The organism is Bacillus sonorensis NBRC 101234 = KCTC 13918 (genome assembly GCF_001592005.1).
Taxonomy (GTDB): domain Bacteria; phylum Bacillota; class Bacilli; order Bacillales; family Bacillaceae; genus Bacillus; species Bacillus sonorensis.
The window spans coordinates 150,719-170,801 of sequence record NZ_BCVZ01000007.1; the positions used below are offsets into that span (position 1 = coordinate 150,719).

Here is a 20,083-nt window from a genome sequence, read left to right on the forward strand (position 1 = left end):
AGGTGATTGTCCGTGCCTCAAAGTCTGACTGCCGATGAAATGTACGTAAAAACACGCTCAGGTTCTTTCTAATGAAAACCTGAGCGTGATGTTGAATACATCATTTACCGGCATCTACTATTTCAACATACCCTTCCGCACCGTTGATCCTGATCCGCTGGCCATCTTTGATGGCTTTCGTTGCGTTCTCAACGCCTACGACTGCCGGAAGTCCGTATTCCCGGGCGATCACGGCGCCGTGGGTCATCAGACCGCCGACCTCTGTCACCAGACCTTTGACAGAAACAAACAAAGGCGTCCAGCTCGGATCAGTGAAAGCTGTTACGAGAATATCCCCCTCTTCAATATCGGCTTCCTCCAATTTTAAAACGACTCTCGCTCTTCCTTCGATGACGCCTGCCGAAACCGGAATGCCCGGCAAGGCTCCTTCCGGAAGGCTTCCGCTATGGTATTCACCGAATATGACTTCTCCCTCGGAGGTCATCAGCCGCGGAGGCGTCAATTTCTCATAAAGCTCATATGCCGCCTTTCGTTCTTCAATCATCCTGTAATCGAGCCGCCCTGTTCTGACCGCATCCCGGAGTTCGTCAAAGGATAGATAATAGATATCTTCCTTCGCTTTGATGAGCTTCTTTTTCTGTAAAACAGCGGCTTCTTTCATCAACGCCTTCTTGTAAATAAAGTAGCGCTTGATGAAGGCATACTTCGGATATTCCCGATAGCCGATAAAATTTCGCAAAACGCTGATCATTTTCTTTGTCTTTTTGGCCTTTTTCCTGCCGCCTTTTAATTTCTCCAGACGCTTTAAAAGGTCCCGCTCTTTTTGTTCAGCTTCGAGCCTTCCTTGCTCAAACTTGGCCTTTCGCGCACCCGGTTCAAAGTTTTTGATATTGCTGACAATCAAGGGGATGAGGGCGGTCGGCCGTTCACTCCACCTTGTTTTCGTCAAGTCGATCTCACCTGTGCAGCGCACGCCGTATTGATTGAGAAATTCCCGCAGAGCCGTTCTGACGGCGGGCCCGCCTTCCAGCTTTTCAAGGTCTTCAAAAAAGGTTTCGTCATTGGGCTGTTTAAAATAATCGAGCACTTCCGGATATTTCCTGGCGACATCTGACACATCCAGAAGAGCCAGCCCCATTTCTGATGTGACATTGTTCGGCACCGACTGGGAAAGGGTATCGGCCGCGCTCTTTTCCCCCAGCCATTTCTCCATTTTTTTATTGATCCAAAACGCCGCATATATGCCGACCATAATGACGGCCATGCTCTCCTTGTCATGGAGGACTTTCTTGAGCTCCTTTTGATCCTCCAACAAAGCTTCAAACAGCTCATCTCCTGTGAGATGCTGTATGTTTCGCTCAGCGTTTTTGATGGATTCCTCGGCTTTGGATATCAACCGTTTGACGATCCCGATGTCGTTTTTCCGGTAAATTTTGGCCATGTCGGCCGGCAACGACCAGGAAAATCCTTCAGCGCCAAACTTGAACATCCTTTTTCCATTGGGAAGCGATTTCACAAGTTCCTTTCTTTTCATAAAATTGGACAGCGCATTGTGCATTAACGGATCATTTTTTCCCAATGCAGCAAGGACGATTTTCCGCCCGGCGGCTGATGCCAAATCATGTGACAAATCAATAAACAGCCTTCCGCCGGCGCGGCTCAATTCGTATTCCGACATCAGGCTGAAAAACGAGATTCCGAGCGGCTTGATCGGCTCTGTCATCATCTGCTGGTGGCCGACTGACATATAAAGGCGAAATCGGCCGTCGCTTTTTTCCGGAAGCGGAAACAATGTTGTAATCGGGCGGCTTTGAACAAAGAAAAATTTGTCATCAGCCAGACACCACTCAATATCCTGCGGAGCATTGAAATGCGCCTCGATCGTTCTGCCGATTTTCTCAAGCTGAAGGATCTGCTCATCGGTCAATGTTTGCATTTTCTGCCGTCCGGTTTCAATGGCCCGCTCCTCCGTACCGCCGTCTTTTAATCCATAAACCGCTACTTTTTTCGCAGAAATCGTTTTTTCTATCACCTTTCCTTCGCGAACCTTATAGTGATCAGCGGACACAAGTCCGGATACGAGCGCCTCCCCCAAGCCGAAGCTGGCATCGATCGACAGCACTTTCCTGTTGGAAGTGGCCGGATCAGCGGTAAACAAAATTCCTGATGCCTGTGGAAACACCATCTGCTGGATCACGACCGATAATTGGACTTTGCGGTGGTCAAAGCCATTTTGAATCCGGTAGATCACGGCCCGTTCTGTAAACAGGGATGCCCAGCATTTGGCGACATGCTTCAATATGTCATCAATCCCGATGATGTTCAAATAGCTGTCCTGCTGTCCGGCAAAAGATGCATTCGGGAGATCTTCAGCCGTGGCGCTGGAACGGACGGCATATGCCTCCCTTTCCCCAAGCTTTGAATGAAAGCGGCTGATGGCTTCTTTAATCTCTGCATCGATCTTCACGTTTTCGATTTCATTGCGTATCTCTTGGCTGATGTCAGCGATCTGCTCCCTATCGGCCGTTGTTAACAGGGACAGCCGGTCGAGCAGACTGCTGATGTTCCCGTTTTGTCCGGCCATGCGCTGATAAGCCGCGGTTGTAACGCAGAAGCCTGCAGGCACGCGGACGCCTTCAATCCTTGACAGTTCTCCAAGATTTAAGCCTTTTCCACCGACGAGCAGCAAATCCGTTTCGTTTATTTCATCAAAGCCCAATACATTTGTTTGCATAAGGCATCCCCCTCTTGTATTTATCGTTCAATGCCGAAACGAATCATATTCAAAAAACGGTTCCTTTCATCAAGGAGGCGCTTGTGATAAGCCTCATCAAACTCATGCTCGTCAGACGCTTCTGATAAAAATCTATGCTCGAAATGTTTGATTGCCAGCATGATCAGTTCGAAAGCCTCTTCACGGTTCACTCCTTCCCGCAGAGGCACTTTGGCAAATAACTGCTTCCAAAAACGATCTCTGAAAGCAAACTGCTCCCCATACCTTTCGGCTATCTCCTCCTTCAATTCAGAAGGCGGTGTATGGAACGTTTCCATCGTCACTTTATACACATCAGGATACTTCCTGAAAAACTCAAGCTTTGCCAAGCTGAGTTTTTCTTTCGCCTCAAAAAAATCCTCATCATGCGGCAGATCATCGATGGAAAGGTGTTTTTTCACTTTGTCTATGCAGTAGTCCAGCAAAGAGAGGTACAAATCCTTTTTGCTCTTGAAATGATGAAAAATAAGCGCCTTTGAAATCCCCGCCGCTTCCGCCAACATTCCGGTCGACGTCTTTGCATAGCCGTGCCGGGCAAAAACGGCCAAACAGGTCTCCAATATTTGCTCTTTATCATAAAGCTGTAAAGGCACATGAATCATTCCTTTTGATTTATTGACCAATTGGTTAGTAAAAATTGTAACGCTTGCTGACCGCCCAGTCAACAAAATTTAAAAAACCTGTATAGCATTCTATACAGGTCCTAGCTTTATTTTTCCATATGAAACTGCTCTTTCAACTTTTCAGGCAAATCTTCTGCTTTTATGACGTTAGGCTTGCCTGTATACCCGTCATATCTTCTTGGAACCCGTACGAGCGTTCCCTCTTGATAAGGCTTGTCAACAAAAAATGACACGACTTTTTTCTTTCCGTCCTCATTGATCCCCTCTACGTTATAGACATAATCCTTCTTATTTCCCGCTTGTTCTGCTTTCCCATGAATCTGCACATAAAAATCGCTTTCCAGCACAGCGCCCTTTTCCGCGCACCCGCCTAGTATAAAAGCCGATAAACAGCCTAATATCATCACAAAAAACGTTATGTTTTTCATGTTTTCTTCACTCCTTTTCATACTCTTATTTTAAAAGATCCGGTCATATTGAATAAATGCGGTTTTCTTACACCAGGCTTACTTTTTTGTAAGAACCCGCAGAAAAGAAAAAGCCCACCTGTTCAGGTGTGCTTTTTATCATACAAACTCTTTATGAAGATCCCCGGCTGTCAGTGAAGAACCCTTTTGCAGGATATCGGACTGCAGGCAGTACGCAATTACTTTTTTCTTGAACTGTTTGACAACATCTACACGGTCATTGTAGGTGTAGACATATATCTTAACATCTTTTTTGCCGTTTTTCGCATCGATGACCACCGGAGTTCCACTGTTCTTCGGATGCAGATATAAATGCTCATCCCCAGGGTAGATATAATAGCGCTCCATAAATACCGCTTCGTTAAAATACTGGATCACTTGTTTTTTCTCTTGACCTTCCAAGCGTTTTCCGCCGACCGTGACGGTGGCATTTTTGTCATTGAGCTTTGAATGAACTTCAAATTTTGCAGAAATCCGTTCGACAACAGCGGTTGGAAGACACGTCACCAATATTTTAATAAGGCTTGCGAGTACAAGCAGCGTTACAAAAAGCCATGTCATTTTTCATCATCTCCGCTACATTCTTATCTTCATCATATTATCATAAGGGAACGGCTGTTTTTTTGTACATTTCGTGACAATCATACTCTACTGGGGTATTGTATATCATTTTCTATAGCAAGTCAGTATTTGGAGAGGATAAAAAATTCCCTATCCCCTGCCAAAATTTTAAAGCGGTTTGATTCTCTATATCAACAGAAACGTGAACGAAAGAAACGTCCTTCCGTTTAAACCAATTCATTATGTCATCCACCAGGTTTCCCGCAATGTTCTGTCTCCGGTATCTTGGCGACACATAGATTTCATCGATTTGGCCGTATAACGTGTTACTAACAAGATCCTGCTTCATTGAAGCAATACCGAACCCAACGGCCCGGCTTTTTTCATTCGTCACTGCGAACACGACACCATATGTGGATTGAATATATTGTTGGATTTGTTCCTGAACCGCTTTCTTCTCTTCCTCATCCAATTCACAATTCGCAGTCTCAACAGCATTTCTGTTCCACAATTCCACCATTTCTTTCATGCATTCAAGATGTTCTTCATCATTGGTAAGCTGGATGATACTCGTATCCATTCTATCTCCCCCTTTTATCCGTTATTTCGTATCATTGTTCGGCAAATAACCAGAAATTCCTGCGGTGTTTATGCTTCTTTCATAACAACAGTCATTGTCAGCGGGCATATAAAAGACAGGCTTCAAACCGGACCAAAAATAAAGACCATAGAACAAGCACATTTAATTGAGGCACAATCCCTCTTCTCCTCTTTATTTTTCCTATTAAATTGATGAAATAGGCTGCAGTCGTTACTTAAAAATCTGATCAACATAGAATACTATGATTAACTCGCTAGATAAAAAGGAGAATTTGACTTATGAATTTAGATCAAATAAAAGGAAACTATGATGCTATTTTCGGACTGGGGCATCTTTGTTTAACAGCCCTTCAACTTAGAAAAAATAATTTAAGGCATTATGCGGGCCCTTTAGATTGGGTCGGAACCCCTTATCTGACAGATCTCAACCGCCTTTTAAGAAATCGCTTTTCCAATTTTTTAGAACCTCAAAATCTCAGAATAACAGGCTACTCGACCGGAGTTGATAGCCATGAACGCTATATCTCATTAAGAGATGATTATTACTATGTAGATTCTGCCCATGATTTTAAAGCAGATCAAAACACATTCGATGATATTGTCACTTATCCGGAAGTAAAAGAGAAATTTAGTAGAAGAATTAACAGATTTTTAAATCAAATGGCGACAGCTAATCGAATCCTTTTTATCAGAACGAATGGAACATTTGAAGAAGCGCAGGAACTTGAAACCGTATTATCTGACTTGGTACAAAACGAATTCAGCGTTTTACTTATCAATCATACGAATGTTAAAGGGATTGTTGAACAAAATTGGCCGTTACAACGAGTTTGCGCAATTGAACTTCCGGATAAAGAAATATGGGCAGCTAACGATTCTCTTTGGAAACAAATACTTAGCGGCGTGAATTATGTCCCTTCTTCTCATTAACCATTTAGATATCGGCTGTCCCGGCAGGAAATATTTCTGCTTCTTTTTGCCCGTAAAGGGCGGGGATAGACTAATATAGGAAAACCAAACGCATATGGGGCCTACAGCCCTTCTCATTAGGAAGGGCTGGTCATTAACAGATACTTGTAAGGGTAATAACTTCTCTCTATTGATATAAATGATATGCTTTAAAAAGCGGCTTCCGGGGCTCGGGATAGGATATGATCCCTTGCCGCGACCGCTCTCTTTCTTACATCCTCAAGATCGACATCAACCAATTTCCCCTGTTGTTTGACTGCTTTTCCAGCAACATATACGGAATCTATATTACCGGGATGAGCGGTCTGTACAATAGCCCCTGTCACATCAGTAAGAGGGAGCAAATTAAGGCTGTCGGCTTTCAGCATGATGAAATCAGCTTCTTTGCCAGGAGAAAGAGAGCCGATTTTATGATCCAGCATTAAGGCTCGTGCGCCGTCAATCGTAGCCGCTTCAAGGATTTGCTCGGCGAAGATGCCCAATTCCGGCCCAGGCATGATCCCTTCTTTAAGCAATGCCTCATTTTGTTTAGCGCGCTCTGCCTGAAGGGCAAATTTCATTTGGGCAAATAGATCTCCCCCCGTTGATGTGACAACATCAACGCCAAGCGAAGGACGCACTCCGTGTTTGAGGGCCAATCCTGTGACAGGGTAGCCATGTCCCATCATCATCTCAATTTCAGGTGTAACAGAAATCGAGCTTCCATGGGCAGACAGCATTTTCATCTCCTCTTCACTAATTGCATTGACATGCACCATATTCAAATCAGGACCGAGCAGCCCGGCTTTATGCAGCTTTTCAATGGAACGGTCTTTCGCTCCCCAATTGCCGAAGCCGATATGCATGCTGCACAGGACGTCGAGTTCGCGAGCTGTCTTGATTTCAAAGGCAGATGTATCCCATGATGAAAACTCAGGGCCGCGAATCGCCAGCCCCATGGTCAGAAGCTGATCTTTTGACTGAAAGTAAGCTTTTTTTACCCGCTTGGCCTCATCCATATTGGACAGATTGCTTTCTCTGTCCCAATATGCGGCATCACCTGATGTTCCAAAAGCAAAGACTGCACGAATTCCCGCTTTTTTCAAACCGGCAATCAGCTGATCCGTGTGATCCGGCGACTCGATCATCGTCCAGTCCAGCAATGTGGTCACGCCCGCATCGAGCGCCTCAAGCGCTCCCAAATAATTTGCGATCCAATCATCCTCAGGCCTGCGCATCGAACCGTAATTCCCATAATAAATCCGGCTCAAATAGGTTTGCAGCGACCAATCGGCGCCGATTCCCCGAATGACAGACTCCCAGACATGGCGATGTGTGTCGACAAGCCCCGGCATGATCACCATATTAGAGGCATCGATCACCTCTGCGTCTAGTGCAACGATAGACCCGGCAACCTCCACTATCGTTGAACCCTCAATCAGCATGTCCCCTTTTTCGATGTTTTTCAGCCTCGGATCAAGAGTAATGATTGTCGCATTTCGAAAAAGTGTTTTCCGCATGGCGATTCTCCCTTCTTAAAGGATGGTAAAGGCTTAAGGTATAGTAACATCATCTCCAATATCCATTTTAAAACAAAAAAGGGGTGTACCATACAAATAAGACTCGACGGGCGGAAGAATCATAATATGTTCATGGAAAAATGAAAGCTCACACAGATCTTCCCGGGCAGACTGACAGATTTTTTTAAAAATTGCTGTTGTACCCCATCTAACTGATCACCTCATCAATATCACCTTTTTACCATTTTTACATGAAACGGCCGGCTGGCGGAGGATTTTTTATGAATACGGAGAATTTCAAATTATACATCCGTGAAAAAGACGTCATGTGACCACATTGTGGGGATGGTTGGTGAACAAGCCTTCCATGTTTTCTCCCAACTACTTTTTAAAAGGAGGAAAACGATGGCTGTTGAAAATTATGGCGTTTTAAAGGGAACTGTACACGATACGAGAAGAGAGGTTGATTTTGATACCCCCCATTATCAAGTGGATGTGATTGGAGAGGATGGCACGCATTACAGATGTGCCATTAATGTGATGTCGAGCTCAGCCGAATCAGAAGTATTGTATTATGCGGATGATGATTTTAATGCCAGTGAAATCACCCATTTGCAAAACCTGCAGAACGGATATACTCCTATTCGAGAAAATGAAGCAAATCAACGTATCGCACTTGACTATGTAAGAGGCAATCTTTTCGATCCCACCAAAATGATACCTCTGCCTCATGAAGTTACTGGCGAAAATAATGACTTGAATGATTTTATTGAAACATACATGAACGAAGCCAAAAAAGAAAATGCTGCTATCTATGTTTACGGCTCACGATTCGGACCTGAGAATAAGAAAGATAAAATATTCGGGTTCGAACCAACCAACGGTATGCATAATATTCACATGAACCAGGGGAATTCAGGAAGATGGAAACAGGACAACGGAGTTTATCACGACGGCGGGATACTCATTCAATTTAAGGACTATTGGGTTGCCATTTTTTTAGCTTTCTTAACGCAATCTTGGTGCACGGATCAAAATGGAGATCCGATCAGGTTTTGTGCGTTTACAGAACCTGATAAAGAGTTTGAATGAAATTGCCCCCTTCTCGATGAGGAGGGGGTAAACATGTCCAAAACTTTTGTCCGGCGGTCGGCGGAATAAAAGGAAAAACCCCTTGATTACTCAAGGGGTTTTAGTTGCGGGTGGGCTTACATCATTCCGCCCATGCCGCCCATGCCGCCCATGTCAGGCATGCCGCCGCCTTTGTTTTCTTCAGGCTTGTCGGCAACAACTGCTTCAGTTGTCAAGAACATAGCCGCTACAGATGCAGCGTTTTGCAGAGCTGAGCGCGTTACTTTTGTAGGGTCTACGATACCTTTTTCGATCATGTTGACCCATTCGCCTGTTGCAGCGTTGTAGCCGATGCCGATTTCTTCGCCTTTCAGGCGCTCAACGATGACAGATCCTTCAAGACCAGCATTGTGCGCGATTTGACGGATCGGCTCTTCAAGAGCGCGAAGAACGATGTTCACACCAGTCAATTCGTCGCCTTCTGCGTCGATTGCAGCTACTTTGTTGTATACGTTGACAAGAGCTGTACCACCGCCGGATACGATTCCTTCTTCTACCGCAGCGCGAGTAGAGTTGAGGGCGTCTTCGATGCGAAGTTTGCGTTCTTTCAGTTCTGTCTCAGTCGCTGCGCCGACTTTGATGACAGCTACGCCGCCTGCAAGTTTCGCAAGGCGCTCTTGTAATTTTTCTTTATCGAATTCAGATGTTGTTTCTTCAACTTGAGCGCGGATTTGGTTGACGCGTGCTGCGATTTGTTCTGCTTCTCCGGCGCCTTCAACGATTGTCGTGTTTTCTTTTGTAACGACGACTTTAGAAGCGCGTCCCAATTGGCTGATTTGAGTTGATTTAAGGTCAAGGCCTAAATCTTCTGTGATCACTTCAGCACCTGTCAGGATAGAGATGTCTTCAAGCATCGCTTTGCGGCGGTCACCGAATCCAGGAGCTTTAACAGCCACTGCGTTGAATGTTCCGCGGAGCTTGTTGACAACAAGTGTTGCAAGAGCTTCACCTTCAACGTCTTCAGCGATCAGAAGCAATGGTTTGCCTTGCTGAACGACTTGCTCAAGCACTGGAAGGATTTCTTGAATGTTTGTGATTTTTTTGTCAGTGACCAGGATGTACGGGTTGTCAAGAACCGCTTCCATCTTATCGGAGTCGGTCACCATGTAAGGAGACGCATATCCGCGGTCGAACTGCATACCTTCAACAACTTCAAGCTCTGTTGTGAATCCTTTTGATTCTTCGATTGTGATGACGCCATCGTTTCCGACGCGTTCCATTGCTTCTGCGATCAGGCTTCCGACTTCTTCATCGGCAGCAGAGATAGAAGCAACCTGTGCGATAGACTCTTTGCCTTCGATCGGTTTAGAGATTTCTTTCAGGTTTTCAACCGCAACGGCAACAGCCTGCTCGATTCCTTTGCGCACACCGACAGGGTTGGCGCCGGCTGTTACGTTTTTAAGGCCTTCGCGAATCATTGCTTGAGCCAGAACAGTCGCAGTTGTCGTACCGTCACCGGCAACATCGTTCGTTTTGCTGGCAACTTCAGCAACAAGTTTGGCACCCATGTTTTCGAAAGCATCTTCAAGCTCGATTTCTTTCGCGATTGTTACACCGTCGTTTGTGATTAATGGAGAACCGAATTTTTTCTCAAGAACGACGTTGCGTCCTTTAGGTCCCAACGTTACCTTTACAGCATCCGCCAATGCATCTACACCGCGCAGCATTGAACGGCGGGCTTCTTCGCTAAACTTAATATCTTTTGCCATGTTATTCGAACCTCCTCAGGATTGTTTAAAGATTTTATTTATGTCTTAGCCGATAACAGCTAAAATGTCGCTTTCACGCAAGATTAAGTAGTCAGTACCTTCATATTTCACTTCGGTACCTGCATATTTTGAGAAGATGATGCGGTCGCCTGTTTTGACTTCTAATGCAACGCGCTCTCCGCTCTCTAACACACGGCCTGAACCGGCAGCAACCACTTTACCCTCTTGGGGTTTTTCTTTTGCGGAGTCAGGAAGTACGATTCCGCTAGCAGTTTTTTCTTCAGACTCAACGAGCTCAATGACAACGCGATCACCTAATGGCTTTAACAATGAAACAACCTCCTCAATATTTTCATATGTAATTTTAGCACTCGCACTCATTGAGTGCTAACACAATTCTTATAATAAAGAATCTCCAGGGCAATTTCAAGTGATAAGGTTAAAAATTTTTTGCGCTTACATATTTCCCGTTATCCTTCCCGCCCAATAATTTGAATGGAGTGTGTTACAATAAACATAGTCTGCTTTAGATCTTTAGAAAAGGAGTACATACGGCTTGAGAAAACAATACTGGTTTATTATTTTGACATACGTGCTCATGCAATTGTCGTCCGTTGTCGGTCTGCCGCTGCTTTATTTTCTTGGCGTCGGAAAAGGGCAGCCACCCGCCGAAACTCAGCTCACACTCGTCGGAGTATGGTCTGTCATCGCCTTTACACTATGTCTTGTGATCGTGCTGTTGATTTTAAGGACCGCTCCAAAAACAACGCTTCGAAACGCCCCGAAAGCATCGATCGGTGTCTCTATCGCCTGGGCGGTCCTCGGCGTTTTTCTCGCGCTTTTTGCCCAATCGATTGCCGCCGCGATCGAAATGAAACTGTTCGGTGTAAATCCCGAATCGGAAAATACACAAAGAATCATGGATATCATTCATGCATTGCCGCTCATGATGTTTGTTTCATCTGTATTCGGTCCTATTCTGGAGGAAATCATTTTCAGAAAGATCATTTTTGGGGCATTTTATGAAAAAACAAATTTCTTTATCGCCGCTTTAATCAGTTCCATTTTATTCTCGGTTGTCCACCTGGATTTCTCACACCTTTTAATCTATACGGCAATGGGCTTCACATTCGCGTTTTTATACGTCAGGACAAACCGGATCATCGTACCGATCTTCGCCCATGTCGCCATGAATACGCTTGTCGTCATTATCCAGACTTTCCAGGGGCCTATTGAAGAATATTTGGAACGAGCCGAAAAAATGCAAATGATTATTGGAGGATTTTTATGATAAGAAGCCCGAAATTTTGGGGATTGATTTATTTTTTGACCGGTGTGCTGTTTACGTATCTGGCAGCTACCACTCCGGGGAATATGTGGTCGTTCTACACGATTCTTCTCATGCTTTTCGCTGCTTACAACATCAGCATTTCCTTTAAAATGTTCGCCCTTTCAAGCAGGTTGAAAAGAAAAAAATAAAACAACTCGTTTTAAAGATAAGAGCCATTCTCGTAAAGAGAGATGGCTCTTTATTTCTGCAGAAATGCCTGGTTTTCCTCCCGAATTGCATTTTTTTGCGCCTGCCGGTAGGCGATTCGCGAAATCACGATGCTGATCTCATAAAGAATTAATAAAGGCACTGAAACCATTAAATGAGACAACAGCTCCGGCGGAGTGATAACAGCCGCAATGACGAACAGAACAAAGTAGGCATACTTTCTGATCTTTGACAAAAACATGGGCGTCACCAAGCCGAGCCTTGTCACAAACATAACCACCACAGGCATCTGAAACAATAAACCGAAAGGAAGCGTCAGCTGCAGAAGAAATTGAAAATATTCGTACACTCCGATGACTTGATTCACATTGAGATCATCGGATAAGTTCATCATAAAATCAACGACAAACGGAAACAAAATAAAGTAAGAAAAGGCAATGCCGCCTAAAAAGAGAATAATCGATACAGGAATATAGCTTAGACAGCCCCGGGCTGATAAACGCCCACAGCTGATACAAAATGAGCGGCGAGGTCATGACAGCGCCGATGATGAAAGCGAACTGCATGTATACCAGCAAAGGGTCCGTCAGTTTAAACGCATTGAGCGTAAGCAGTTTGGCTTCCTCCGTCTGCTGCAGATAAATGATGATCGGCTTTGCAAGAAAGAAGCCCGCCATGACAAAAACGGCAAAAAAGAAGGCAGTGAACATGAGCCGTCTTCGCAATTCTTTAATATGTTCCAACAGCGACATTTCTTTTCCCTTCATCAATGTCATCCCATCCTACTGATCTTCTTTCTTTTTGTCGTTATCGTCATCCGCCAGACCTTTTGTCGCGTTTTTAAACTCCCGTAATGTATTGCCTGCTGCTCTTCCCAGTTCAGGAAGTTTTTTCGGACCAAAAATCAAAATCGCCAAAATAACGATTAAAATAAAGCTTCCAGGACCGATTGTCGGCATATAAAAGCCTCCCCCTTTCCGTCATTTTTCTTCCGTCATTGAATAATGCTTCAGAAAATACACCAATGACTGAAGTTCAACCGCTAAATCTATATGATGAATTCGAATGTGTTCCGGCACATTCAAACGGGCCGGCGTAAAATTGAGAATACCTTTAATACCGAGCGCAACAAGCCTGTCCGTAATCGATTGGGCGGCATGGGCCGGGACCGTCAAAATGGCGACGGGGATGTCATCTGTCAAATGCTCTTCAAGTTTATTCAGGTCGTATACGGGAACGCCTCCGACTTCTGTTCCGATTTTGCTTTCATTGACATCAAAAGCCATCGCAATTTTCGTGTTGTTGTTTTTAATGAAATTGTAATGGAGAAAGGCTGTTCCTAAATTTCCTACACCGATGAGCGTTACGTTTGTCATTTCATCCTGATCGAGCGTCTTTCTGAAAAAGGACAGCAAATAATTCACATTATAGCCATAGCCTTTTTTGCCGAGAGCTCCAAAATATGAAAAGTCCCTGCGAATTGTAGCAGAATCGACTTTTACGGCATCGCTCAGCTCAGCAGACGAAACACGCTGCTTCCCTGATGCATGAAGGTTTTTTAAAAAACGATAATATAACGGCAGCCGTTTCGCTGTCGCTTGCGGAATTTTTGAATGATCCAAGTTCATAACCGATCCTCCATGTTTACTTCAGCTTTTTCCCTTTTATAGTCGCCGTTTTTCCCGCCCGTCTTTTCTGCAAGATAGGTCGGGCCTATCACCATTCCCTTATCCGCCGCCTTGCACATGTCATAAACAGTCAGGGCGCATACGGAAGCTGACGTTAACGCTTCCATTTCCACACCTGTACTCCCTTTTGTCTTGACTTTTGCCTGAATATGCAGGATGCTGTTCTGTTCTTTTTCTTCCCATCGAAAGGCGATATCGACTCCCTTAAGGGCAATCGGATGGCACATCGGGATGATGGCGGACGTTTGCTTCGCCGCCATGATTCCGGCTACCTGGGCCACCGCCAGCACATCGCCTTTCCCCATTTCCTGGTTCTTGATTTTTGCATGCACGTCTCTTGTCATGGACACGCTTGAGAGAGCCACAGCAGTTCGGACTGAAGCTTCCTTTTCGCTTATATCAACCATTTTGGCTCTGCCTTGTTCATTAAAGTGTGTAAATTGGTTCATGATAAAAACTCTCCTTATAAAGATCATACACTATTTTTTTCAATCTGTCTTTTTCTTTTGGTTAAAATCTTCCAGACTTCACTTAATTGTTTGCTGACTGCTATCTGATAGGCTACACTTAAAATAGCAAACAAGAGGTGAAATAGATCATGATGATTTTACAAGTCAATCAGCTCTCAAAATCGTTTGGGGCCGATTCCATTTTAACGAATATAAAGCTTGAAGTCAGATCACGGGACCGGATTGCGATCGTCGGCCGCAACGGAGCCGGAAAATCGACTTTTTTAAAAATTATCGCCGGCCGCCTGTCTTATGAAAAAGGGGACATCATTAAGCCGAAGGATTTAACCATCGGCTATCTTGATCAGCATTCAGGACTTGATTCCGAGCTTACGATTAAAGAGGAATTGCTTTCGGTCTTTGATCATTTGAAAACGATGGAAACCGAGATGCGCTCGATTGAAGAGGAAATGGCGCATGCTGATCCGGACAAGCTGGAATCTTTAATGAAAACGTACGATAGACTCCAGCAGACGTTTAAAGACAAAGGCGGCTATCAATATGAAGCTGACGTCAGATCTGTGATCCACGGAATGGGATTCGCCGGACACGGCGATTCCGCGCGCGTGCAGGATTTAAGCGGCGGACAAAAAACGAGGCTCGCACTCGGAAAAATGCTTTTGACAAAGCCTGATCTGCTGATTCTTGATGAACCGACAAACCACCTGGACATCGACACGCTCACATGGCTGGAACAATATTTGCAAAACTACAGCGGCGCCATTCTGATCGTCTCCCATGACAGGTACTTTCTTGATAAGGTCGTCACCCAAGTATATGAGATTTCCCGCACCCAGAGCAAAAAATACATCGGAAACTACAGCTCATATCTTACATTAAAAGCGGAACACCTTGAAAGAGAGACCAAGCTGTATGAAAAGCAGCAGGATGAAATCGCCAAGCTCCAGGACTTCGTCGACCGCAACCTGGCAAGGGCCTCAACGACAAAGCGCGCCCAAAGCAGAAGAAAACAGCTCGAGCGGATGGAAGTCATGACAAAACCGCTCGGCGATGAAAAATCAGCCAACTTCCGCTTTGAGATTTCGCGGCAAAGCGGAAATGACGTTTTACGCGTCGAAGATCTGACGGTCAGCTATCAAGATCAGCCTCCGCTCCTCCGTTCGCTCAATTTTCATATTACACGCGGGGAAAGCGTGGCGCTTGTCGGCCCTAACGGTATCGGAAAATCGACGCTGTTAAAAACGCTGATACAGAAGCTGAAGCCTGCCGCCGGAACGATCACAACGGGCTCACATGTCTTGATCGGCTATTACGATCAGGAACAGGCTGAATTGACTTCGTCAAAACGTGTCATTGACGAGCTGTGGGATGAGTATCCAGAGATGAATGAGAAAGATATTAGAACATGCCTGGGAAATTTTCTATTCTCCGGAGATGATGTGCTAAAACCGGTTCACGCCCTGAGCGGGGGTGAAAAAGCCCGGCTCGCGCTCGCCAAGCTGATGCTTCAAAAAGCCAATTTTCTCATTCTTGATGAGCCGACAAACCATCTGGACTTAGACAGCAAGGAAGTATTGGAAAACGCTTTGATTGACTATCCCGGAACGATTCTATTTGTGTCTCATGACCGTTATTTTATCAACCGCATCGCAACAAAAGTATTTGAGCTCTCCCCTGAAAAGGTGGAAGAATATTTAGGGGACTACGATTATTACACAGAAAAAAAGGCGCAGCAGCTTGAGCTCGAAGAACTGGAAAAGCAAAAAACGCAAGAACGGCGAAAAACCGCTTCAGAAAAAGAGGCCGGAGCAAAACGCAGCTATGAGGAAGAAAAAGAATGGAAAAGGAAAGAACGCCAGCGCCAGCGCCGCATTGAAGAAATAGAAACACGGATCACGGCCATTGAAGACCAAATCGAAAAAAATGAAGAATTGCTTTGCGAGCCTGAAGTATTTCAAGATCATGAAAAAGTGCAGGAGATCAACTCCGAAAATGAACATCTGAATGACGAGCTGGAACAGTTATTATCCGAATGGGAAGCACTTTCTACAAATGAATAAATACCGAAAACCACTTCATTCTTTGAAGTGGTTTTTTATCCACAACACAAATCCTTTATTTAAAGGGAAGAAAGCGATTTACCCACAATATCCACACCATTTCTAATATTTATGCACATTATTAACAGGTAAAAAAGCTCTATATAATAGGTTTTCTAGATGTTATTCACAGTCCTGTGGATACATGTTAACAATTTGTTTATAACTTTATATGTACTAAAAAACCTCACAGCTGTGAGGTTTTCAAAAGGATGTCAGCTCCAAGCCGGGCTGGCCGTTCATATCATATTTTCCCCTGATTCCTTTTTCAAAAGCAACGGTTCCTGCGGCTGCAATCATCGCCGCATTATCCGTGCACAGAGAGAGCGGCGGTATCAGCAGCTCGATATCCGGATATGCGGAGAACGTCTCTTCAAGGGCTGTTCTAAGTCCTTTATTTGCCGCTACTCCGCCGGCAAGCAACACTTGTTTGACACCATAGGCTTTAGCGGCGCGCTCCGTTTTTGTCACCAGCACATCGATGACGCTCTCCTGAAAGCTTGCCGATAAATCTTCAGGAGATATCGTTTCCCCTTTTTGAGAAGCGTTGTGAAGCGTATTAATCACCGCTGACTTTAAGCCGCTGAAACTGAAGTTGTAAGACCCCTCTTCAAGCCATGCGCGCGGAAGCGGTACATTTGCTTCACCTTGGTGGGCGAGCTTATCAATATGAGGCCCTCCAGGATAAGGCAGCCCCATCGTTCTGGCTACTTTATCGTACGCTTCGCCTGCAGCATCATCGAGCGTTTCCCCGATCACTTCAAATGAGCCGTGTTCTTTCATATACACAAGCTCTGTGTGTCCGCCGGAGACGACCAAAGCGAGCGCAGGAAAGCGGATCTCTTGTACAAGCCGGTTTGCGTAAATATGGCCTGCAATATGGTGAACGCCCACCAGCGGAATATTGCGGGCAAAACTCAGTGCCTTGGCTGCATTGACGCCGATCAGCAATGCGCCGACAAGTCCCGGTCCTTCTGTTACCGCAATGGCATCAATATCATCAAAGGACATGCCTGCCTGTGAAAAGGCTTCCTCAAGCACAATCGTCATCTGTTCTACATGATGCCTTGAAGCGATCTCGGGAACCACCCCTCCAAACCGTTTATGGCTTTCAATTTGTGACGCGACCACGTTTGTGACAATATCTGTACCGTTTTTAACGATGGCGGCGGCGGTTTCATCACAGCTTGTCTCAATTCCCAATACATACAAATCTTTTTTATGATTCATTTAGTCTCACCCACATTAATAAAGCATCTTCTCCATTATCAGTATAATAATGTTTGCGAATTCCCCCCGGCTGAAAACCGAGTTTTTGATATAAGCTTTGGGCAATATGGTTCGATACCCTGACTTCTAAAGAAAGCTGGGCCGCCTTCTTTCTTCGGCACAGTTCCATAGCTTCTCTTAAAAGGGCTTCCCCAAAATGGCGTCCCCGATAACCGGGTAAAACGGCAATGTTGGTAATCTGCGCATCATCCAGCACAATCCAGATCCCGCAGTAGCCGATGATGTTTTCGTCGACTTCAAGAACGAGATAATGAGCATAAATATTATGGTGAAGCTCCTGATAAAATGATTCCTTTTTCCATGGAGATGAAAAAGACAGCTTTTCAATTTCATACACTTGATCTACATCTTTTGGACTCATATCACGTATGACCATTTGAGTATTCATGGTTTCACCCGTTACTTTTGTTTTTCCAGCCATACGGCTTCCGCCTCGGCCAAACGAATATAATTCGGGACAAGGCTGTGGACAGGCTCAGGTTCTTTGCACTCTCCGATTAAAGCCAATTCGGATGGCCGCGGAAGGTGATGAGAAGCGCCTCCGATCACGGCTTGATGATTTAGAGTCTTTTCAATCATTTCCTTGTGGATGTCGGTGTCATTGCCTAAAAACAGCACTTGCTGCTTGCTTTCCTTCAGCTTTTTCAGCCAATCCTCAAGCAAAATATTTTGATCCTCTTCCAAAGCTAAAAGCCTGTTATTGCCGTCATATTGGTACAATCCAGTATAAACCTGTCCCCGTCTTGCATCAAACAGCGGACAGATGACTCCTGAGAAAAAACGGCCGTTGGCAGCCAGCACTTCAAGGCTTGAAACCGCTGCAACGGGAATATTCAAAGACCAGGCCAGCGTTTTCGCAATCGTGACGCCGATGCGCACTCCGGTATAAGAGCCCGGTCCCCTTGCAACTGCGATTTTGCTCAAATCACGGGGGGTGAGGCCGCATTCTTTGAGCAATTCATCGATCGCCGGCATCGCCCGGACCGAATGGTTTTTTTTCAGATGGGATATATGCTCGGCTATCACTTTTCCATCCCGGACCAAAGCAACGCCAAGCGTTAAATTAGATGTATCAATCGCAAGTATCGTCATGTTCGCTTATCTCCCTGCAAAGATTTTCATACCGATTGCCTTTAGGTGTAAAGACCAGCTGTCGTTCATCTCCGCCAAGCCTTTTGATGACAATCTCAAGACGTTCTTCAGGAAGCTGTTCTCCAATCAGATGCGCCCATTCCACGAGGCAGACCCCTTCTCCTTCAAAGTATTCATCCAAGCCGAGGTCTTCTGTTTCATCTTCCATTCTGTATACGTCCATATGATATAAGGGAAGGACACCTTCCCGATATTCTTTTATGATGGTAAAGGTCGGACTGTTGACAACCCGCTGAATGCCGATTCCTTCTGCGAAACCTTTCGTAAAAGTCGTCTTCCCGGCTCCCAGGTCCCCCTCCAATGTAATGACGTCCCCAGGCTGAACATAACGCGCCGTCAACTTGGCGATGTTCTTTGTTTCCTCAGGATCCGCCGTTATCCATTCCAATGTTTTCACCTTTATGTCACCTGTCTTGTTTAAAATGATTATATCCTTTTTTCTCAAGGAGAATGCGGTCTTGTCCACTGTGGTAGAAAACTTTTGCTTCTCCGGATTGAACGACTTGTCCGATTTTATATACCGGTACCCCGCAGCTGGAACATTCCTGAGCAAAACGCTCCCATTGATCACTGGAAATTGTACCGGCAAGCTCAAAGTCTTCTCCGCCGAACAAGACCCACTCTTCCCAATCTGAATGCAGCTTATGTAATTCCGAATGTGTTGGGATTGAATCTTGATATATATCTATAGATACACGGCTTGCTTCAGCAATTTCATTTAATTCACTGGCAAGTCCGTCGCTGATATCATTAAGCGCAACACGTTGATAACGGGAACAGATCAAACCGGCTTTCACCCGGGGCTCAGGTCTTTTATGCCGCTTCATAAAATGTTGGACAAGACCTTCATCGTTAGTAAACCGGTCTCCCAACAACAATGACAGCCCGGCTGCGGAAGAACCAAGTTCTCCTGTGACAAAGACGACATCACCAGGACGGGCATGGCTTCGCAAACAGGCCCTGCCTTTTTCAACCTCACCGATGACCGTTACGGTGATGACCATCTGTCCGCGGGTCGATACAGTGTCACCGCCAATTAAATCCATTTGGTACAGTTTCGCCAGTTTAGTCATTTCTTCATACATGGCTTCAATATCAGATTCGCGTCGTCCCGAAGGTACAGCAATCGAAACGAGATAAAATTTCGGATAGCCTCCCATTGCCGCAATATCGCTAATATTAACAGCCAATGCTTTATAGCCGATATCAGCTGGCGTCGAATGTGAAGACAGAAAATGAACGCCGTCTACCATCGTATCGACGCAAACGATTTCCTGATATCCTTTTTTTGGATTATAAACGGCGGCATCGTCTCCGATACCGATTTCGATTTCCCGATGAGAAAGAGAGCGCGGCGCAATCCTGCGAATCAGCTCAAATTCATCCATAAAATAACATGCTCCTTTGCTGTTACAAGCGGCAATTAAAAACACTAACACTAGTTTATCGAATTATCATCAAGAAATAAAGAAAGCTTGGCTGAACCAAGCTGAAAAATCAATATAAAAAGACATAAAAAAAAAACGAAACATCATAATTTCGTTTGTGTACAAC

Annotated in this window: 21 protein-coding genes and 1 pseudogene; 5 read left to right on the plus strand and 17 right to left on the minus strand. The window is 45.0% G+C overall.

What is annotated here, in order from left to right; all coding sequences use genetic code 11:
* Positions 1-100 precede the first annotated feature (100 nt).
* The 5 genes from ppsA to BTR1S_RS10990 all read right to left on the minus strand — a co-directional run bounded on the left by ppsA (position 101) and on the right by BTR1S_RS10990 (position 5,004).
* On the minus strand, positions 101-2,734 hold the full coding sequence (ppsA, locus tag BTR1S_RS10970; RefSeq protein WP_029419834.1) for a phosphoenolpyruvate synthase: 2,634 nt from the start codon (positions 2,732-2,734) through the stop codon (positions 101-103).
* Positions 2,735-2,754: 20 nt separating this feature from the next.
* Positions 2,755-3,375 (minus strand): TetR/AcrR family transcriptional regulator, encoded by a 621-nt coding sequence (locus tag BTR1S_RS10975; RefSeq protein ID WP_206702672.1) that lies wholly within the window; start codon positions 3,373-3,375, stop codon positions 2,755-2,757.
* A 107-nt stretch (positions 3,376-3,482) separates the two neighbouring features.
* Positions 3,483-3,824 carry a DUF1093 domain-containing protein gene (locus BTR1S_RS10980; RefSeq protein ID WP_029419832.1) on the minus strand — a complete coding sequence of 114 codons (342 nt, stop codon included), beginning with the start codon at positions 3,822-3,824 and terminating at the stop codon, positions 3,483-3,485.
* 138 nt (positions 3,825-3,962) lie between these two features.
* Positions 3,963-4,424, minus strand: coding sequence for a YfmQ family protein (locus BTR1S_RS10985; RefSeq protein WP_006637272.1), 462 nt, complete (start codon positions 4,422-4,424; stop codon positions 3,963-3,965).
* A gap of 112 nt (positions 4,425-4,536) precedes the next feature.
* Positions 4,537-5,004: a GNAT family N-acetyltransferase gene (locus tag BTR1S_RS10990; RefSeq protein ID WP_029419831.1), complete on the minus strand. Its 468-nt coding sequence runs from the start codon at positions 5,002-5,004 to the stop codon at positions 4,537-4,539.
* A gap of 299 nt (positions 5,005-5,303) precedes the next feature.
* Here BTR1S_RS10990 and BTR1S_RS10995 point away from each other — a divergent pair, with 299 nt between their 5' ends.
* Complete coding sequence (locus BTR1S_RS10995; protein WP_006637270.1) at positions 5,304-5,954, plus strand: DUF1796 family putative cysteine peptidase; 651 nt, start codon at positions 5,304-5,306, stop codon at positions 5,952-5,954.
* Between the two features lie 188 nt (positions 5,955-6,142).
* Here the strand turns inward: BTR1S_RS10995 and BTR1S_RS11000 are convergent, their stop codons facing one another.
* Complete coding sequence (locus BTR1S_RS11000) at positions 6,143-7,492, minus strand: amidohydrolase family protein (protein ID WP_006637269.1); 1,350 nt, start codon at positions 7,490-7,492, stop codon at positions 6,143-6,145.
* A gap of 405 nt (positions 7,493-7,897) precedes the next feature.
* Here BTR1S_RS11000 and BTR1S_RS11005 point away from each other — a divergent pair, with 405 nt between their 5' ends.
* On the plus strand, positions 7,898-8,584 hold the full coding sequence (locus tag BTR1S_RS11005; RefSeq protein ID WP_029419830.1) for a YukJ family protein: 687 nt from the start codon (positions 7,898-7,900) through the stop codon (positions 8,582-8,584).
* 116 nt (positions 8,585-8,700) lie between these two features.
* Here the strand turns inward: BTR1S_RS11005 and groL are convergent, their stop codons facing one another.
* Positions 8,701-10,332, minus strand: a complete 1,632-nt coding sequence (gene groL / locus BTR1S_RS11010) for a chaperonin GroEL (RefSeq protein ID WP_006637213.1) — start codon at positions 10,330-10,332, stop codon at positions 8,701-8,703.
* Positions 10,333-10,377: 45 nt separating this feature from the next.
* Positions 10,378-10,662: a co-chaperone GroES gene (gene groES / locus BTR1S_RS11015; RefSeq protein WP_003179248.1), complete on the minus strand. Its 285-nt coding sequence runs from the start codon at positions 10,660-10,662 to the stop codon at positions 10,378-10,380.
* A 226-nt stretch (positions 10,663-10,888) separates the two neighbouring features.
* Between groES and BTR1S_RS11020 the strand changes: the two genes are divergently transcribed.
* Complete coding sequence (locus BTR1S_RS11020; protein WP_006637212.1) at positions 10,889-11,623, plus strand: CPBP family intramembrane glutamic endopeptidase; 735 nt, start codon at positions 10,889-10,891, stop codon at positions 11,621-11,623.
* On the plus strand, positions 11,623-11,811 hold the full coding sequence (locus tag BTR1S_RS11025; protein WP_029419829.1) for a YdiK family protein: 189 nt from the start codon (positions 11,623-11,625) through the stop codon (positions 11,809-11,811). Before BTR1S_RS11020 ends, BTR1S_RS11025 begins: the two co-directional genes overlap by 1 nt.
* A gap of 50 nt (positions 11,812-11,861) precedes the next feature.
* Here BTR1S_RS11025 and tatC read toward each other — a convergent pair.
* The 4 genes and pseudogenes from tatC to moaC all read right to left on the minus strand — a co-directional run bounded on the left by tatC (position 11,862) and on the right by moaC (position 13,967).
* Positions 11,862-12,606: pseudogene (gene tatC / locus BTR1S_RS11030) on the minus strand (twin-arginine translocase subunit TatC).
* Between the two features lie 6 nt (positions 12,607-12,612).
* Entirely contained in the window at positions 12,613-12,789 is a 177-nt protein-coding gene (gene tatAY, locus BTR1S_RS11035) for a sec-independent protein translocase protein TatAY (protein ID WP_006637209.1), read from the minus strand.
* Between the two features lie 21 nt (positions 12,790-12,810).
* The gene (locus BTR1S_RS11040) at positions 12,811-13,458 is read right to left on the minus strand and encodes a redox-sensing transcriptional repressor Rex (RefSeq protein ID WP_029419828.1); all 648 of its coding nucleotides are present in this window, start codon (positions 13,456-13,458) and stop codon (positions 12,811-12,813) included.
* Entirely contained in the window at positions 13,455-13,967 is a 513-nt protein-coding gene (moaC, locus tag BTR1S_RS11045; RefSeq protein ID WP_006637207.1) for a cyclic pyranopterin monophosphate synthase MoaC, read from the minus strand. The genes BTR1S_RS11040 and moaC overlap by 4 nt, the downstream gene beginning before the upstream one ends.
* A gap of 149 nt (positions 13,968-14,116) precedes the next feature.
* Here moaC and BTR1S_RS11050 point away from each other — a divergent pair, with 149 nt between their 5' ends.
* A complete protein-coding gene (locus BTR1S_RS11050) occupies positions 14,117-16,048 on the plus strand; it encodes an ABC-F family ATP-binding cassette domain-containing protein (RefSeq protein ID WP_029419827.1) in 1,932 nt (643 codons plus the stop codon).
* Between the two features lie 243 nt (positions 16,049-16,291).
* On the opposite strand, the gene tsaD is transcribed toward BTR1S_RS11050, so the two are convergent.
* Genes tsaD through thiL form a run of 5 tightly spaced genes read right to left on the minus strand, consistent with a single transcriptional unit; the run spans position 16,292 to position 19,917 of the window.
* Positions 16,292-17,317, minus strand: a complete 1,026-nt coding sequence (gene tsaD / locus BTR1S_RS11055) for a tRNA (adenosine(37)-N6)-threonylcarbamoyltransferase complex transferase subunit TsaD (protein ID WP_006637205.1) — start codon at positions 17,315-17,317, stop codon at positions 16,292-16,294.
* Positions 17,307-17,765, minus strand: coding sequence for a ribosomal protein S18-alanine N-acetyltransferase (gene rimI, locus BTR1S_RS11060; RefSeq protein WP_006637204.1), 459 nt, complete (start codon positions 17,763-17,765; stop codon positions 17,307-17,309). The genes tsaD and rimI overlap by 11 nt, the downstream gene beginning before the upstream one ends.
* An 11-nt stretch (positions 17,766-17,776) precedes the next feature.
* A complete protein-coding gene (gene tsaB, locus BTR1S_RS11065; RefSeq protein ID WP_029419826.1) occupies positions 17,777-18,469 on the minus strand; it encodes a tRNA (adenosine(37)-N6)-threonylcarbamoyltransferase complex dimerization subunit type 1 TsaB in 693 nt (230 codons plus the stop codon).
* The gene (gene tsaE, locus BTR1S_RS11070) at positions 18,450-18,926 is read right to left on the minus strand and encodes a tRNA (adenosine(37)-N6)-threonylcarbamoyltransferase complex ATPase subunit type 1 TsaE (protein WP_006637202.1); all 477 of its coding nucleotides are present in this window, start codon (positions 18,924-18,926) and stop codon (positions 18,450-18,452) included. The genes tsaB and tsaE overlap by 20 nt, the downstream gene beginning before the upstream one ends.
* A 7-nt stretch (positions 18,927-18,933) precedes the next feature.
* Entirely contained in the window at positions 18,934-19,917 is a 984-nt protein-coding gene (thiL, locus tag BTR1S_RS11075) for a thiamine-phosphate kinase (RefSeq protein WP_006637201.1), read from the minus strand.
* Positions 19,918-20,083 lie beyond the last annotated feature (166 nt).

Coding starts and splice junctions, on each gene's coding strand:
- tatAY (WP_006637209.1), bottom strand. CDS start 12,789: ATGCCGACAATCGGTCCTGGAAGCTTTATTTTAATCGTTATTTTGGCG.
- BTR1S_RS10995 (WP_006637270.1), top strand. CDS start 5,304: ATGAATTTAGATCAAATAAAAGGAAACTATGATGCTATTTTCGGACTG.
- BTR1S_RS11000 (WP_006637269.1), bottom strand. CDS start 7,492: ATGCGGAAAACACTTTTTCGAAATGCGACAATCATTACTCTTGATCCG.
- moaC (WP_006637207.1), bottom strand. CDS start 13,967: ATGAACCAATTTACACACTTTAATGAACAAGGCAGAGCCAAAATGGTT.
- BTR1S_RS11040 (WP_029419828.1), bottom strand. CDS start 13,458: ATGAACTTGGATCATTCAAAAATTCCGCAAGCGACAGCGAAACGGCTG.
- groL (WP_006637213.1), bottom strand. CDS start 10,332: ATGGCAAAAGATATTAAGTTTAGCGAAGAAGCCCGCCGTTCAATGCTG.
- BTR1S_RS11005 (WP_029419830.1), top strand. CDS start 7,898: ATGGCTGTTGAAAATTATGGCGTTTTAAAGGGAACTGTACACGATACG.
- BTR1S_RS10985 (WP_006637272.1), bottom strand. CDS start 4,424: ATGACATGGCTTTTTGTAACGCTGCTTGTACTCGCAAGCCTTATTAAA.
- BTR1S_RS11050 (WP_029419827.1), top strand. CDS start 14,117: ATGATGATTTTACAAGTCAATCAGCTCTCAAAATCGTTTGGGGCCGAT.
- BTR1S_RS10990 (WP_029419831.1), bottom strand. CDS start 5,004: ATGGATACGAGTATCATCCAGCTTACCAATGATGAAGAACATCTTGAA.
- tsaB (WP_029419826.1), bottom strand. CDS start 18,469: ATGACGATACTTGCGATTGATACATCTAATTTAACGCTTGGCGTTGCT.
- rimI (WP_006637204.1), bottom strand. CDS start 17,765: ATGAATACTCAAATGGTCATACGTGATATGAGTCCAAAAGATGTAGAT.
- BTR1S_RS10980 (WP_029419832.1), bottom strand. CDS start 3,824: ATGAAAAACATAACGTTTTTTGTGATGATATTAGGCTGTTTATCGGCT.
- BTR1S_RS10975 (WP_206702672.1), bottom strand. CDS start 3,375: ATGATTCATGTGCCTTTACAGCTTTATGATAAAGAGCAAATATTGGAG.
- ppsA (WP_029419834.1), bottom strand. CDS start 2,734: ATGCAAACAAATGTATTGGGCTTTGATGAAATAAACGAAACGGATTTG.
- thiL (WP_006637201.1), bottom strand. CDS start 19,917: ATGGATGAATTTGAGCTGATTCGCAGGATTGCGCCGCGCTCTCTTTCT.
- tsaD (WP_006637205.1), bottom strand. CDS start 17,317: ATGAATCATAAAAAAGATTTGTATGTATTGGGAATTGAGACAAGCTGT.